The organism is Streptomyces sp. NPDC020965, from assembly GCF_044333555.1.
Taxonomy (GTDB): Bacteria; Actinomycetota; Actinomycetes; order Streptomycetales; family Streptomycetaceae; genus Streptomyces.
This window is the reverse complement of record NZ_JBIRRE010000006.1, coordinates 308,620-322,062: the sequence shown is the minus strand read 5'-3', so window position 1 is coordinate 322,062 and position 13,443 is coordinate 308,620. Positions and strand designations below refer to the sequence as shown.

General features: G+C 69.1%; 11 protein-coding genes and 2 pseudogenes. 6 read left to right on the top strand and 7 right to left on the bottom strand.

The window, feature by feature from the left end:
• Positions 1–48 precede the first annotated feature (48 nt).
• A complete protein-coding gene (locus ACH4S7_RS20540) occupies positions 49–441 on the bottom strand; it encodes a hypothetical protein (protein WP_398522815.1) in 393 nt (130 codons plus the stop codon).
• Between ACH4S7_RS20540 and ACH4S7_RS20535 the strand changes: the two are divergent.
• Both ACH4S7_RS20535 and ACH4S7_RS20530 read left to right on the top strand, forming a co-directional pair.
• A pseudogene (locus ACH4S7_RS20535) lies at positions 394–552 on the top strand (alpha/beta fold hydrolase); the annotation flags it as partial. The gene ACH4S7_RS20540 and the pseudogene ACH4S7_RS20535 sit on opposite strands and share 48 nt — an antisense overlap.
• Positions 553–2,064: 1,512 nt before the next feature.
• A complete protein-coding gene (locus ACH4S7_RS20530; RefSeq protein ID WP_398522640.1) occupies positions 2,065–2,226 on the top strand; it encodes a hypothetical protein in 162 nt (53 codons plus the stop codon).
• Between the two features lie 327 nt (positions 2,227–2,553).
• On the opposite strand, the gene ACH4S7_RS20525 is transcribed toward ACH4S7_RS20530, so the two are convergent.
• The 3 genes from ACH4S7_RS20525 to ACH4S7_RS20515 all read right to left on the bottom strand — a co-directional run bounded on the left by ACH4S7_RS20525 (position 2,554) and on the right by ACH4S7_RS20515 (position 5,795).
• The gene (locus ACH4S7_RS20525; protein WP_398522639.1) at positions 2,554–2,787 is read right to left on the bottom strand and encodes a hypothetical protein; all 234 of its coding nucleotides are present in this window, start codon (positions 2,785–2,787) and stop codon (positions 2,554–2,556) included.
• A gap of 190 nt (positions 2,788–2,977) precedes the next feature.
• Entirely contained in the window at positions 2,978–3,784 is an 807-nt protein-coding gene (locus tag ACH4S7_RS20520; protein WP_398522638.1) for a hypothetical protein, read from the bottom strand.
• Between the two features lie 628 nt (positions 3,785–4,412).
• Positions 4,413–5,795 (bottom strand): protoporphyrinogen/coproporphyrinogen oxidase, encoded by a 1,383-nt coding sequence (locus ACH4S7_RS20515; protein WP_398522637.1) that lies wholly within the window; start codon positions 5,793–5,795, stop codon positions 4,413–4,415.
• 826 nt (positions 5,796–6,621) lie between these two features.
• On the opposite strand from ACH4S7_RS20515, the gene ACH4S7_RS20510 reads away from it, so the two are divergent.
• The 4 genes from ACH4S7_RS20510 to ACH4S7_RS20495 all read left to right on the top strand — a co-directional run bounded on the left by ACH4S7_RS20510 (position 6,622) and on the right by ACH4S7_RS20495 (position 10,155).
• Complete coding sequence (locus ACH4S7_RS20510) at positions 6,622–7,479, top strand: class I SAM-dependent methyltransferase (protein WP_398522636.1); 858 nt, start codon at positions 6,622–6,624, stop codon at positions 7,477–7,479.
• On the top strand, positions 7,457–8,443 hold the full coding sequence (locus ACH4S7_RS20505) for a terpene synthase family protein (protein WP_398522635.1): 987 nt from the start codon (positions 7,457–7,459) through the stop codon (positions 8,441–8,443). Before ACH4S7_RS20510 ends, ACH4S7_RS20505 begins: the two co-directional genes overlap by 23 nt.
• A gap of 1 nt (position 8,444) precedes the next feature.
• Entirely contained in the window at positions 8,445–9,773 is a 1,329-nt protein-coding gene (locus ACH4S7_RS20500) for a cytochrome P450 (RefSeq protein WP_398522634.1), read from the top strand.
• 70 nt (positions 9,774–9,843) lie between these two features.
• On the top strand, positions 9,844–10,155 hold the full coding sequence (locus ACH4S7_RS20495; RefSeq protein WP_398522633.1) for a hypothetical protein: 312 nt from the start codon (positions 9,844–9,846) through the stop codon (positions 10,153–10,155).
• 600 nt (positions 10,156–10,755) lie between these two features.
• Here the strand turns inward: ACH4S7_RS20495 and ACH4S7_RS20490 are convergent.
• The 3 genes and pseudogenes from ACH4S7_RS20490 to ACH4S7_RS20480 all read right to left on the bottom strand — a co-directional run.
• Entirely contained in the window at positions 10,756–11,685 is a 930-nt protein-coding gene (locus ACH4S7_RS20490) for a malate dehydrogenase (RefSeq protein ID WP_398522632.1), read from the bottom strand.
• Complete coding sequence (locus ACH4S7_RS20485) at positions 11,682–12,584, bottom strand: class I SAM-dependent methyltransferase (RefSeq protein ID WP_398522631.1); 903 nt, start codon at positions 12,582–12,584, stop codon at positions 11,682–11,684. Before ACH4S7_RS20485 ends, ACH4S7_RS20490 begins: the two co-directional genes overlap by 4 nt.
• Positions 12,585–13,085: 501 nt before the next feature.
• Positions 13,086–13,355 (bottom strand): annotated as a pseudogene (locus ACH4S7_RS20480) (hypothetical protein); the annotation flags it as partial.
• Between the last annotated feature and the right edge of the window lie 88 nt (positions 13,356–13,443).

The following is a 13,443-nucleotide window of genomic DNA, read 5'->3' as shown; positions in this document are numbered from 1 at the left end:
CTCCGACTGCGCGGCGGCCAGGAGATGGGGGAGATGAGTCCGTACGCCTCACGGCCCGCCACCCGAGGGGAAGCCGGGTTCGGCTTGTTCGGCCCGTTGGAGCAGGGCGCGGGACAGGCCGGGGAGGGCGATCGTGGCGAGATCGGTCCCGGGGTCGACCCCGCCCGTGCTCAGGATCCCGAGGGCGTGTCCGTGGGTGATCAGATGCGGCACGCTGCGGGCTCCGGTCCGTACGAGGAGCGTGTCCACGATGGTGGCGACGGCTGTTTCCTCGTGGCCGAGGGACCGCGCGGCCGTCCCCGTGTCGGGGTGGCCGGTGAGGGCGTGCCACACCCGGCGCTCCGCCACGGTGGACTCCCCGGTCGCAAGGGATCCGGGGTCGGGGCGACGGAGGTGGTTGTGGGTGTAGGCGGCAGCGGCAGCCCGGTCGTGCTGTTGCACGGATTTCCCCAGACCCACCTCATGTGGCGACACGTAGCCGAGAGGCTCGCCGACGACCACACGGTGATCTGTCCTGACCTGCGGGGCTACGGCGCCACCGATAAACCGGCGGGCCACCGACCCCGATGCGTACGCCACCAGCGATCACTGGCGGCGTCGCCTGAACGAGCCCCGGGCGGCCGGGTCCCGAGCGGGATCCGACCCGCACACCGCGGGCGCCCGCAGTGCTGCGGCCAGGCGGCCCCATCGGCGTCACGGGCGTCGTCCCGCCTTCCGGATCCGTGACCGGCGTCTCCAGCGCCGGACGGCGCGCAGGACCCACAGCCACCACGCCCACCGGGTCCACGCCCGTCCCGTCCACCGCCGCAAGCGGCCGCGCCGCTGCCGGTGTCCCCGGCGGCGCGGGTACCTGCTCGGCCGCTGTCCCATCCGGCCTCCTCGTGTCGGCTCCGCCCTGGTGCGCACCCCGCCGTGCCGCTGTCGTGGCCGCGGGGCACGGGCCGGGTACCCGGGGGCGGGGTGGTCCGTCTCCATCAGCCCAGCCGCCGGGACGGACCGCAACCGGAGAACCCCGGACGGCCGGACAACACGGCGGAGACCGGTCACCGCGCGCGTCCGCTGGGGAAGCGGGCTGCGCCGCCCCGGGCGCTCAGCCGGGGCCCGGAGGAGTTCGCCCCGCCGCATGTAGGACCACCCCGGCGCCCCGGCCCGGGCGGCCCTCTCGTACAGCTCCGCCCCCGTCGGTCCCTCCAGCTCCTCGCGCGGCGACCGGGCGGCGAGGGGTCGCGCTTCTTCGCCGTACCGCCGTTCGCTCCGCCCCGGCCACTCGCCTCCCGCGTGCGGCCGTGCCCTCGCACGGCGGTAGCTCTGGCACCGGTGTCCTCGGGGCTCCTCGCCTCGTCCGCAGGGGCCTCCACCAGGTCCACCACGGGGGTGGCCTTCGGCGTCGGGCCCCTTCTCGGCGGCCTCGCCCTTGCGCTTCGCCTCGACCAAAGCCGCGACCCGTTCACGGTAGGTGTCCACGTACTCCTCCGGATGCCACTCGCCTGTGAGGGCGTCGATCAGCTGTGCGGCCATCCTCCGCTGCGCGTCGCTGACCTCCGCCGAGGACGGCAGTGGCTCGGCCGCAGCCGGACGGCGGGATCGTCGTCACAGAGAAACTGGATGTAGTCCTTGTCCGAGCTCATGACATCGACCGGCCGACCTGCGGCACGCGCCCGGGCAGTGGGGGGTGGCGATCACATCGTCGGCCTGACACACGCCCTGCGCGATCCACTAAACCCCGGCGTGGTCGAGAGCCGCCTTGACCAGCGGAAGCGAATCCATCAACCCCGGGACCGGGCCGGACCGCTGCGCCTTGTAGCCGGGGGTCCTGCTGGAGACGGGTCTGGGAGCCGCCCTCGGCGTCGAGGATGACGAAGACCTCGAAACCCCTGGGCGTGCTGCTCCTGGGCTTTGCGCAGGAGGGTGTCGAAGCCGAAGACCCCGGTCCGGTCGATCGTGCGGTCCCGGTTGAAGATGCGGGCGGCGAAGCCGAACCAGGCGCGGTGGAGGGGCTTGTGTCCTCCAACTCACCGCAGCCGGACACACCCCGGCCACGGCGGAACACGTCGTGGCCGGGGTGTGTCCGGCGTCCACGGCATCGGACACCGAAGCATCGACGCGTTCGACCACGCCAACCTCCGCATGTTCCGCAGGCGCGCGGAACGCCTCCCCGCGCAGACATGGCTGCGCGACATGGAGGCGACCGCACAAGCCTGGGTGGAACACCGAGCCGTGGAGTAGCGCGGCACCCGTACCAAGCGACGAGCCCGATCCTCGACAGCGAGGCCGCAGAACACGAAGCCGTCACCAGCCCCTTCGCTACCAGTTGGTGAGATCGACCAGGTAGCGGCAGTGGATGTGCGTCCGCGGCGTCCGCGGTGCGCCATTCCTCGCCGAGTTGTGGGTTCTGGCACAGATCTTGGGGTGTGGTCGCAGAGGGGGGAAACGTCGTTCGATTGGTTGTCGCTCCTCAGGTACAGACGCAGCAGGTCCCCGTACACCGTCCCCGTCGGTTCGGGGCTTGCGGCTCCTCCGCGTGGGCGACTTCTTCGGCCGAGAAGGAAGCGATCACCAGGAGCTCTCGGAGAGCCCCGGGGTGGTCGTCGAGGGCGAGGAGGGCGTGGGCGGTGTCTGCGGACCGAGGAGGAGGTCGAGCTGATGGCCCGTCTTGGCGCTGCCTACGACACGGTCCAGGACGCGGTGGGCGCCGATGCTCCCGACGAGGTCTATCTCGACGCACCGGACTGGTCCGACGTCACTGCGGCGGCGGTTCGCCTGGCTGGCTCGGGTGATGGTGCCCAACGACCACCATGCCCCGACCAGTCCATGACGCGGGCCATCACTGGCCTGGGTGACACCCCCGCCACGGACAACCGCCGCTCGTCACCAGCCCCGTCCGCAGCGCGCCGCACGACGGCGCACACACGAGCTCACACAGCTCGGTGGACTCCGGCGTGAACAGACAGACTGGCCTCCTCCGGCTGATGGGGTTCTACTTCGCCCACTCGTCAAGGGGAACAAAGTCGCCATCCCATTCGGCGAAGTGCTCGACATCCGGCCCCGGCGCCTCAAGGGTGAAGGGTTTCCCGCTGTCGTCGATGATGGCGGTCCCTTTCCCGAACGAATCCTGCCAGTCGGCCTCGATCTGCCATGCGCAAGTCCTTCGGGATGTGGCGCTGACAACGAATCCGGAAGGCTGTCCGCCGGCACTCAGCGATTCGAAACGCTTGTCGTCGTATTCCTCCTCCGACTCCGTTGGTGCACCGATCAGGGAGGCGACGGGCTTCGGATCATCGAGGTCGAAGTACACCTGCGCGGCTTCGCCGCCGCCCTGCGAGACATGGCCGATGATCGTCCTCACTCTGGACCTGCGGCAGCTGGATTCCATGACCTCGGCTCGTAGCCGATGGATGACCACGGGCTTGGTCCGCGTGCCCAGCAACTGGAACTTCACCACGACCTCACCTACGTCCCCGGTGCTGAGAATGGGCCGGGCGCCCACGGACCTGGCCCACGCGCCCAGCCGGGCGCTGTGCGCGGGTCCGCTCTCCCCACTGGGGCCGAGGGAACCGAACCTCCTGAGCATCGTGATCTCGTCCGCGGTGAGCACACGGTCGAGAGCCCACTTCTCGTGCTCACCGCCTTTGCCGTTTCCTTCCCAGTCATGGACGGGATCGGTCTGCTCGAACGGCGGCTTCCCGCTGTCCGCGCGGTCCTGGGCCTGGTCCTCGCCGGCGAACAGATGGTCGGCGACCGGAGCGGCGGCCTGCACCCAGACGCCGACCACGACGGCGGCCACCGTGAGAATTCCCGCGAGAGCCAGGGTCGCCCATCGCCGCGCCGGGGGGATCCCTTCGCTCCCCGGGTTGAGACAGTCGAGGAGGAACCGCAGCATGCGCGTGGCCCGGTTGCCGCGCGGGGTGTCGGGCCGGCAGCCGGGACGGTCGCCGGATCGGTCTCCGGGGGGGCGCCGTTCGTCCCGTGGTGCGCGGACGCATGGTGCGCCGGGTGCGTATGCGCGGCCCCCGCCGGCGCGGTTCTCGTTGTGCGGCCATCGCCACCCGCCTCTCACGCTCGCTTCAGGGGGACAACGAGCGCCTCGGACCCCGGTCGCGGGCGGGGGACTTCAGCCCGTACGGCGACGCCGTACTCCTACGTCCAGTACTTCAAGGCGGCGGACGGGACCGCTGACGTCGCCGACCTGTCCCGGGAAGCCGCACTGACCGTGGCGATGGACGCCCTGACGGCCTCCGCGTCGGTTCGCTGACCCACGGGCCCGGAGGCAGTGGTGAGGACCTGAAGGGCTACGAGGGCGGGCGCGGAACCACCCGCAGGGTGAACCGCGCGGGCGCCCTCGCCCAAGACGCTGCCCGAAGACAAGCCGTGGTCGCGCACGCGGCGTGTGTGGCGATGATCAAGCCGAGGCGTCACGGTGCGGAAAGGAGGGCGGCGATGCGATGCGCGGCGGTCTCCCCGGTCGCCAGGGAACTGTTGGTGGTGCTGTACGCGAAGTAGTCTCCGGCGAGCTGGACCGGTGATCGGGTGTCGAGGCTGTTGGTGAAGCGCGCGAGGTCGCGGTAGCCACCGGCGGGGCGGGCGAGGACTGCTCTGTCCCACCGCTGGACGGCAGCCATCTCGCGGTGCTCGCCGATGTGGGCGGCGAGTTCGGGGAGGGCCTCGTCGACGGCGGTGAGGGAGTCCTCGATGACCCTGTCGTCGTCGAGGGTGATATGTGCGGCACTCCAGTGGTGCCGGAACACGAGGGAGACCAGACCCCGGCCCGCGGGGGCCCGCCCGGGGCCGAGGTTGTGCTCGTGCAGCACCACGCACAGGTCGGGGTGCTCCCGGAGGGGAACGGCGACACCCAGCGCCGTTTCGCGGGGCGCCCTGCGCAGCCCGTAGGTGACATGGACGTCGCTGGTGTAGCGCAGTCCGGTGAGGTACGCGCGCTGATCGTCGGTGAGCGAGTGGACGATGTTCGCCACGATTGGTCCGGGAACGGCCACGACGCACGCGTCCGCGTGGGCGACGCTGCTCGTCCCGTCGCGCTCCCAGGTGACGTGGACGCCGTTTCCGTCCTGCCGCACTTCGTGCACTCGTGCGTTCAGCTCGACACGCGTCTGCTCGGATCGCATCAGGGGAAGATCGAGGAGGAGGGTGGGGAGCCGGCCGGCGCCACCGTCGAAGGTGAAGCTCGCCGCTCCGAAGGTGCCCCACATGATGCTGAGGACCCCGACGGCCGAGACCTCGTCGGCGGGGGCGAGGAACTGAGTGCCGCACAAGGGCTCCACCAGATAGTCGAGCAGGGGCCGGTCGAGGCGGCGTAGGGCGTAGTCCTGTGCGCTCTCGATGTCGATCCCGGCCGCTTCGGACATGTCGTTCCAGCTCAGTGACGAGCGCGCTGCTGAGAGGTCACGAAGAAGGCGCACTGCTTTGAGCTTGGACCGCCATCCCAGAAGCCGTGTGCGCAGCAGGTCCGATGGCCGTACCAGCGACAGACGGTGAACCCTGCCGTCGCGGAGCACGCCCAGTTCGTTGGAGCACGGGAGCATGTGTGAGGCGAGCCCCGTCTCCTCCAGCAGTTCGATCATGGGCCGGTAGTTGTGGGAGAGCCAGCTCGCGCCCCGGTCGATCCGGTACCGGCCGTACTCGCCGGCTTTCGTGTATGAGGACATGCGGCCACCGGGGTAGTCCTCCTGTTCGAGGAGAGTGACATGGTGCCCCGCTTGTCGCAGACGGAACGCGGCGGTGGTTCCCGCGATTCCGGAGCCGATGACGATCACATGTCTGGTGGTTGTCCGCGCTGCCATGCGGTGCCTCCTCGGGATGGGCTGGAACCTTTGAGGCCCGTTCGCCGATCGGCGCGGTTCGGCGGCTGTCGCGACCTGGTACCTGCTCCGGTTCTCAGCCCATCCATCCCCAAGTAGGGGTGCCGTCATGCGGTCGGTGCGGGGGAATGGCGCACGGCCCCGTGGGGTTCGATGCGTCTCGTTTCCCATTGTGACGATGATTCAATATGCACCCGATGGTGACGTGTTGCCGCACCTTGCTTCGTGCCGTGCCGTGCGGTCAACTCGTGGGTTGCGCCTTCGGAATTGTGCATAGGAATATCGAATGAAAGAGTTATTGGCATTCCGTCTTGATGGGGCAGGTCTCCGTCCATGATCGGGGTGGGACGTGTGGCCGCGCGATGTGGGGTTGTACGTCATGCCGTCCCATGCCGCTGACCTGCGCATGGGCAGGGGCGGTTGGCGGCCGTACTCGTTCGCGGTGATGGCCGCTCCCGGGCCCCGATTCCTCGCCGTTGGACTCCCCGTGGCGACGAGGGGAGGCGTGACCGTGGGAGGTGTAGGGCTTCGCCCGATGGTCGTCCGGGGGCACTGTGAGCAAGTCCTTGAAGGCGGCATCAGTTCTACCCGGAATGGGTAAGTGTCTCCCTGCGAACGGTATGTGCAGGTGAACGAGCTTCTTCAGGGGGGCGGCACCGGCCGTCAGATCCGGGAATTCGAAGAGGATTCCTCTGACAATGAGAGCACACTCATCGAAACGCGCCGTCCCCTGCCGGACGGGTGAAGGAATTCCCTTGCGAAGCACCGAAGGGCACTTCCCCTGAGGGGCGCCTGAGGAGGAGGGGCTATGCGGAAGGACCCGCTGGCCGGTGGGGATCGTCCGGATTACGGGGACGAGATGTTCGCCTTCGAGCACCCTTCACAGAGAGAGCGGCTCCAGGCTCTGGCCGTCGTGTGCGATCCCCCGACGAAGGCAGTTATCTCACGGTGGGAGGTGCCTCCGGGGGCACGGTGCCTGGAGATCGGAGCGGGGGCCGGTACGGTGTCGCGCTGGCTCGCACGGCGATGTCCGGGAGCGGAGGTCACGGCCACCGATACCGACCTTCGGTTCCTGGCAGCACTTCGGCACCCGGGTGTGCGCGTGCTCCGGCACGACGTCCGGACCGAGGATTTCCCATCCGGGACGTTCGACCTCATCCTCGCCCGCAGCGTCCTGTGCCATCTGCGCGAGCGGGACGCGGTGCTGGCCAGGATGGTGTCCTGGCTGGCACCGGGGGGACGGATCTACGTCGAGGACCCCTCCTTCTTTCCCGCCGCGTCCTCCTCCGATCCGGTCGTACGACGCCTGGGCGGCGCGATCACCACGACCCTCGCCTCGGTACTCGGCAGTGACGTGGAGGCATGGGCGCGATCATTTCCGGCCCCGCTGCTCGGGCAGGGCCTCGTCGAGGTCGGAGTGCGTGTCCACTGCTCCACCCTGACCTCGGAGAACGCCGCAGGAGCCGCGTGGCGGCTCTCGGTGGCCGATCTGATGCCGGTCATGGATCAGCAGGGGACTCTGCCGGAGGCGGAAGCTGTCGCCGCCCTGGCACACCTGAGGCGAACCGATTTCATCGATGTGGCGCACGCGATGATCGCTATGTGGGGTGTTCTGCCTTCGGGCCGAGGGAGGGAACGGAACCATGCTGTCGACCAGACCGGTTGAGGGATCGGCGATCTGGAGCGGGCCCGCCCGGTGCGGCCCCCACGCCGACACCGCTGACGCCAGGACGCTCGTTTGGGTGGACGCGGGTGAACTCTGCGACGACGCAGCGGAACGGGAGAATCTGATCCGCATCCGGCCCGGTCTGCTGGCCGCATGGTGCCACCCGGAGGCGACCGAAGCCGACCTGACGCTGTCGGCCAAATGGATGGCATGGCTCTTCCTTCTCGACGACCGGATCGACGAGAGCGATCTGGGCCGTGACGCCGATCGCCTGGAGGAACACCTGCACGACCTCCAGGCCACCGCCCTGGGCACCCTCGATTCCGAATCCCGGCCGATGAGCCGGGCGCTGGAGGAGATCATCGGGGAGGCGTCGGCGGGGATGAGCGATGCCTGGCAACTCAGGTTCCGCCAGCACGTGAGCGCCTATCTGTCCGCCTGTGTATGGCAGGCCGCGCACCGGCAGGCCGCGCAGGTCCCGTTCCCCGGCACCTTCCCGTACTGGCGCCGCGCGTTCGGAGCCATCATGCCGACGTTCGATCTGGTCGAGAGAACGAACGGCGGCGCGCTGCCGTCGAGCGTCTACTACTCACGCGCCTACCAGGATCTCCTGGTCGCGGCCGCGGACCTGGTGTGCTGGACCAACGATCTGATGACCGTGGACAAGGAGGCCGCACACGGCGACCTTCACAACCTCGTACTCGTCACCGCGCACGAACGACTCCAGGCCCGACGGGTGGCAGCCGCCGAGGTGTCGGCCGCCTGCGAACGAAGGGTTCGGACCTACACGGCCGCCTGCCGAGAGCTCTCCGCGCTCACCGCTGCTCTGGGACTGCCGGACACCGTCCGGACCGACGCGGATCGCTGTGCCGCCTCCCTCCGCGTCTGGGTCCGCGGCCATCTGGAATGGGGTCTGCGGACACCGCGCTACCACTCCGGGACCACGCGAACGGGAAGGGACTGACATGGCGGCACCCTCCGGACACGGAACACACCGGGTACCCCGCGCCCCCGGGGGCCTCCCCCTCGTGGGCCACGCCATGAGCCTGATCAAGGACCCCCTGGCCTTCCTCGACCGGCAACGCGGGTACGGAGACATCGTGGAGATCCGTATCGGACGCCGGCCCGCCTTCATCCTCAACCACCCGGACCTGGTCCAGGCCATGCTGACCGGACCCAGCCGGCGCTTCGACCGCGGTGAGATCTTCACCAGGGCACGCCCCCTGTTCGGGAACGGCGTGGCCGTGGCCGACGGCAAACACCACCGTGACCGCAGACGCGTGATCCAGCCCCTGCTCAACACCACGCGCCTGGCGCCCTACCTCGACGCCATGGCCGATCACACCAATGCCAGAGCGGCCTCCTGGAGCGATGGCCAGAGTATCGACCTGAACGCCGAGATGGCCGATCTCACCCTGAACGTGGTGGCCGCCACCATCTTCGGACAACATCTCCCGGCCGGGGCCGGCTCGTCGATCCACCACGATCTACCGATCGTCGTCGCCGGCCTGGCCCGCCGTGCCCACGGGCCGACGGCGGCACTTCTCGACCGCGTACCCACTCCGGAGCGCAGCAGGTATCGAAAGGCCCTGACCGGTATTCACCATGTGGTGGACGAGGTCATCGCCGCCAACCCGGACAGCCCCACGATGGCCCGACTGTCCGCCGGCGCGGACGAACAGCAACTCCATGATGACGTGACCGCACTGCTCATCGGCGGGTCTCACACCAGCGCGGCCGCGGCGGCGTGGTTGTTCATCCTCCTCGGCAGACACCCGCAGATCCGTCGACGCCTCGACGAGGAGATCGACCGCGTGCTGGGCGACCGCCCCGCCGCCCCCTCGGACCTGCCCGAACTTATCCACACCCGCCACATCGTCCAGGAGACCCTACGGCTCTACCCGCCCATCTGGTTCTTCCCCCGGCGAGCCGCCACCGACCTGCGACTGGGCGGGCATTCCATCAAGCGGGGAACCCAGGTCTTCTACAGTCCCTACGCCATGCACCGCGACGCCCGCTGGTACTCGCGACCAGAGTCCTTCGACCCCGACCGGTGGGACCCGACCCGCCGCGCCCAGCCGCCGCAGGGCGCGTGCATTCCCTTCGCCGCGGGAGTGCACGCCTGCCCGGGAGGAGACTTCGCCCTGGCGGAACTCACCCTGCTCACCGCCGCCGTCACCGCGCGCTGGCACCTGAACCCGGCACCGGGCAGTGAACCCGCCCCGGTCGCAGCCGCCACACTCGGCCCCGCCCCCATCACCATGACGGTCTCCGCCCGCCCTCATCCGGGCTGACCCCGGAATCGCCACGCGAGGCACGAGGCCCGGCCGGATCGAGCGCATCGGCCACCGGGTCGGATTCAGGGTGAAGCATGGGGTCGACCTGATCGAGGCGCCGTTCCTGGAAGCCCTGATCCGCAGGGCCCAGGAAGGTCGGGATCTCCGTCCGGAGGTGACTCCTTCCGATATTCCGGTCATCCAGCACATGCTGTACGCCGCTGCCCAGTTCACCCGGGGCCAGCAGCCGGACATCTGGCGCCGCTACCTCGAAATTCTCCTCAACGGTCTTCGCGCCCGTCCCGACAACCCCGCACTGGCGACCCCGAGTCTGAGCAACGAGACGGTGGAACAAGCGATGGGAGTTGTGCGAATGGCGGGGGAGAGCCATGGGAACTGATGGGGAAGTCCTCACCGGGGCGGGTTTCGGCGCGGTCACCGTCAGTGAATCGCAGCTCGGCGATGTCCCGGACCTCGTTAGCACGGACCCGTCGCTGGACGACGGGGCATCCACCGTTTCTCATCCACTGTGTTAAGGGTGTGAATGAGCACGGGCAGCGTCGGGCGGGGTCTTCCTCGGCGGACCGTTCACAGCGTTGGTGGACGAGACCGGCGCCATGCGGGAGCGGTCCCGCTGCGAGGCACCGATCGCGGGCCTGGAGGCCAAGGGGCACGAGGTCCACAACGCGCACCTGAGGGAGGGCTGGTAGCTACGGTTCCTGATCAGAAGGCTGCATACGGTGTTGGGTGTCAGGTATCTGACGGATGGTACGGAGGAGGGCGGCACGGTCTCACCGCACGAGTGGTGTCGGCGGTCCAGGAGGTGGGCGTCGGGCTCGCGGGGCTGTGGCGTGGGGGACCGGGCGCGAGTGAACCCGAGCCGGTCACGGCGCACGAGCGCCGCGTGACCGGGGGCGGAGGATTATCGTGACCTGGGTTGGGGCCCGCGTACCACCGGTGATCCGCGGCACCAGAGCTCGGCGGCGGGGCGCGGGGCCGCTCACAGCCCGCCTAGACCGTCCACCCGGTCCCGTACGACAGCCGCCGCCCGTTCGAGGGCGGCATGTTGCGATGCCTCCAGGTTCCACTCGACCACGCCCAGGACTCCCTGTGCGTCCATGGCGACGGGGACTCCGACATTGACGTCGCTCAAGCCGTACTCCCCGTTCAGGGCCACGGAAGCCGTCCACTGGACCGGCCATCCGTGAGTGATGTCGTGAATCATCCGGGCGACTCCCGCGGCCGTGGTCCACTCCGTGGTGCGCGGGATGCCGAGTCGACCCCATCGGGTGTAGAAGGTCCGCAGGTCGGCGAGGATGGTCTCGCACTGGGGGGTGGACAGTCGTACGGGCTCGCCAGCCACCAGGATCCGATCGAAGAGCGGCACGAACGCGTCCCCGTGCTCGCCGATGACCCAGGCCGTGATGTCCGCCGCGTCCTCTCCCAGGGCCCGGGCGACGGCCACTCGCAGACGCAGGCTGTCGTTCCATGAGTAGCCCAGGATCCTTGAGCGGTCGATCTGCGCATACCGCCGCAGCCAACTGCTGAACACATCGATCGGGTTGGTCACGACAATGACGTGCCCACGCCAGTCCGCAGAGATTTTGGCGATCTCGCGGAAGTAGGGGTGCACCACCTCCGCATTGTCCGCCAACGAGTCCGCGCGTGGCGCCCAGGCGGTCAACGGGACCGACGCGGTGATGACGATGATGTCCGAGTCGTGGAAATCCCGGGTCTCTCCGTGTCTGACGATCGGCGTCCGTCCCAGCGGCGCGAGTGATGCGGCATCCATCAGCAGACAGGTGACGGACTGCGGGCTTCGGCCGATGAGCGCGATCTCGTAAGGGTCGTGGGCGTTGACGAGGAGATGGGCGAGGGATGCCCCCACCCCGCCCGCCGCGCCGACGATGGTGACCTTGGGGGGTTTCACCGCGATCGCACCGCCTTCGCCTCATGGGCGGCTCGGCCGCGGACCGCCACCCAGCCGAACGAGCACATCGGATGAGCGCTTCGGGTGCCGGAGTGCTCGAACCCGGCCATCAGCTCGGGGTCGACCCAGCCGTCCAGGCGCGGCCGAGCTGCTCTGACGGTGGAGCGGTAGAGCTCCCCCCAGGAGGAGTCGCCGCCGTAGAAGGGCACCTCCATGGTCACGTCACGGAGGTCGAGCCCCGCTCGCTGAACGGTTCGGGGCAGTTTGCGGCCGAGTTGGAAGTCGATTCCCTCGGCCTCTCCCCAGCGGCACCAGGCTGACCAGAAGCGCTGTTGCTCCGGATCGCCGAACACCGCGGCGCCGGCATCCGGCTCGATCAGGACCAGGGCACCGTTCGGCTCAAGAGCACCAGCCAGACGCTTCACCACGGCCTCCCGCTGCGGCAGATGGTGCAGGAGCGCACGGCAGGTGATCACATCGAAAGCGCCTCGCGGCATCTCGTCCGTGATCACGTCGAGTTCACGCACGGTCAGGTTCGGGCGTCGCAGGTCCTTCAGAATCGACAGATCGATGTCCGTGGCCATGACATGACCATCGGCTCCCACCTGATCGGCCATCCACGCGGCCATCGTGCCCGCTCCCGATCCGAGTTCCAGGCAGCGCATCCCCGCGCGAATCCCGGCCGCTCTCAGCGTCCGCTGGTGCAGCGGATCCAGTAATCGCGCCAGCAGCCGCAGACGATCACGCTCTTCCGACCCGGAGTCGGCGAAAACGTAGGGGTGAGCCTCAGCGCGCTCCGGGAAGAATGCGCTCGTCATGGGGGATGTCCTTTCATCGCCTGCTTCTCGGTCACACTCCGCCCTGCGGTACGCGGCGCCGATGTCGACGGTGGCCGGCACCTGCGGCCGGGGCCACGAGTGCGGTGCTCATACGGTGTCGGCGCCTTGGAGTGTTCCCGGACAAGGGGACGGCTGCGGAGGCGGATACGCGGCGGGTTCGAAGGAGCGTCGGCGTACGAAGCCGTTGCGCCCCTCGCCTTCCTCGCTTCGCCCGGCCGGTCGGGCATCGACGGGAAGACCGTAGGGACCTGTCCGTGTCGCCGGTCAGGGACCGGTGGGGCAGAAACTCGGCAAGCTCAGCGGTCCTGGAGTCCACCGATGACGACGCCTCCTCCGACCCGGGAACTCTGGAATGCGGCTGCAGAACTGCAGCCTGGCATCAGCGTCCGGCCACCGGTCCACGCCCGTCCAATACACAGCTGTGATGGCAGCGGTCATCAGCGGTGATCCCACCGGGGACCAACGCTGCACCACAAACGATCGATGAACATCACCCCGGCCGCCGTCCGACCCTGTGGCGTATACCTGCCACGCGCGGGCAACACGCCTGGAGTTGAAACAGAGTCCAACTGGAACATGCCGAGGGTGTCCCCGCGGCAGCGCGTCCAGCCCTTCGGCGAGCTCCCGCAAGGGCCCGAACGACGCTGCCTCGGCGGCGAGGGGCTGCAATTCGGGCAGCTCGACCAGCGCCCTACGGATGTCGCGGGCACGAATGTGCGGGAACGACTTCGCGATCCGGTCGACCACTCGCGGGGCGATCCCCAGCGCGAGCCCGGTGTCTCGCAACGCGTGCCTGGCCCGATAGGTCTCCGGCATACTGGTCGCCGCGACCCAGTCGGCGGCTGGCCGAGGCTGCACAGGAAGCGGTCCGTATGCGCTGTGCGCGTCGCGGATTCGGAACCGCCCGCGGTTGGGTGAC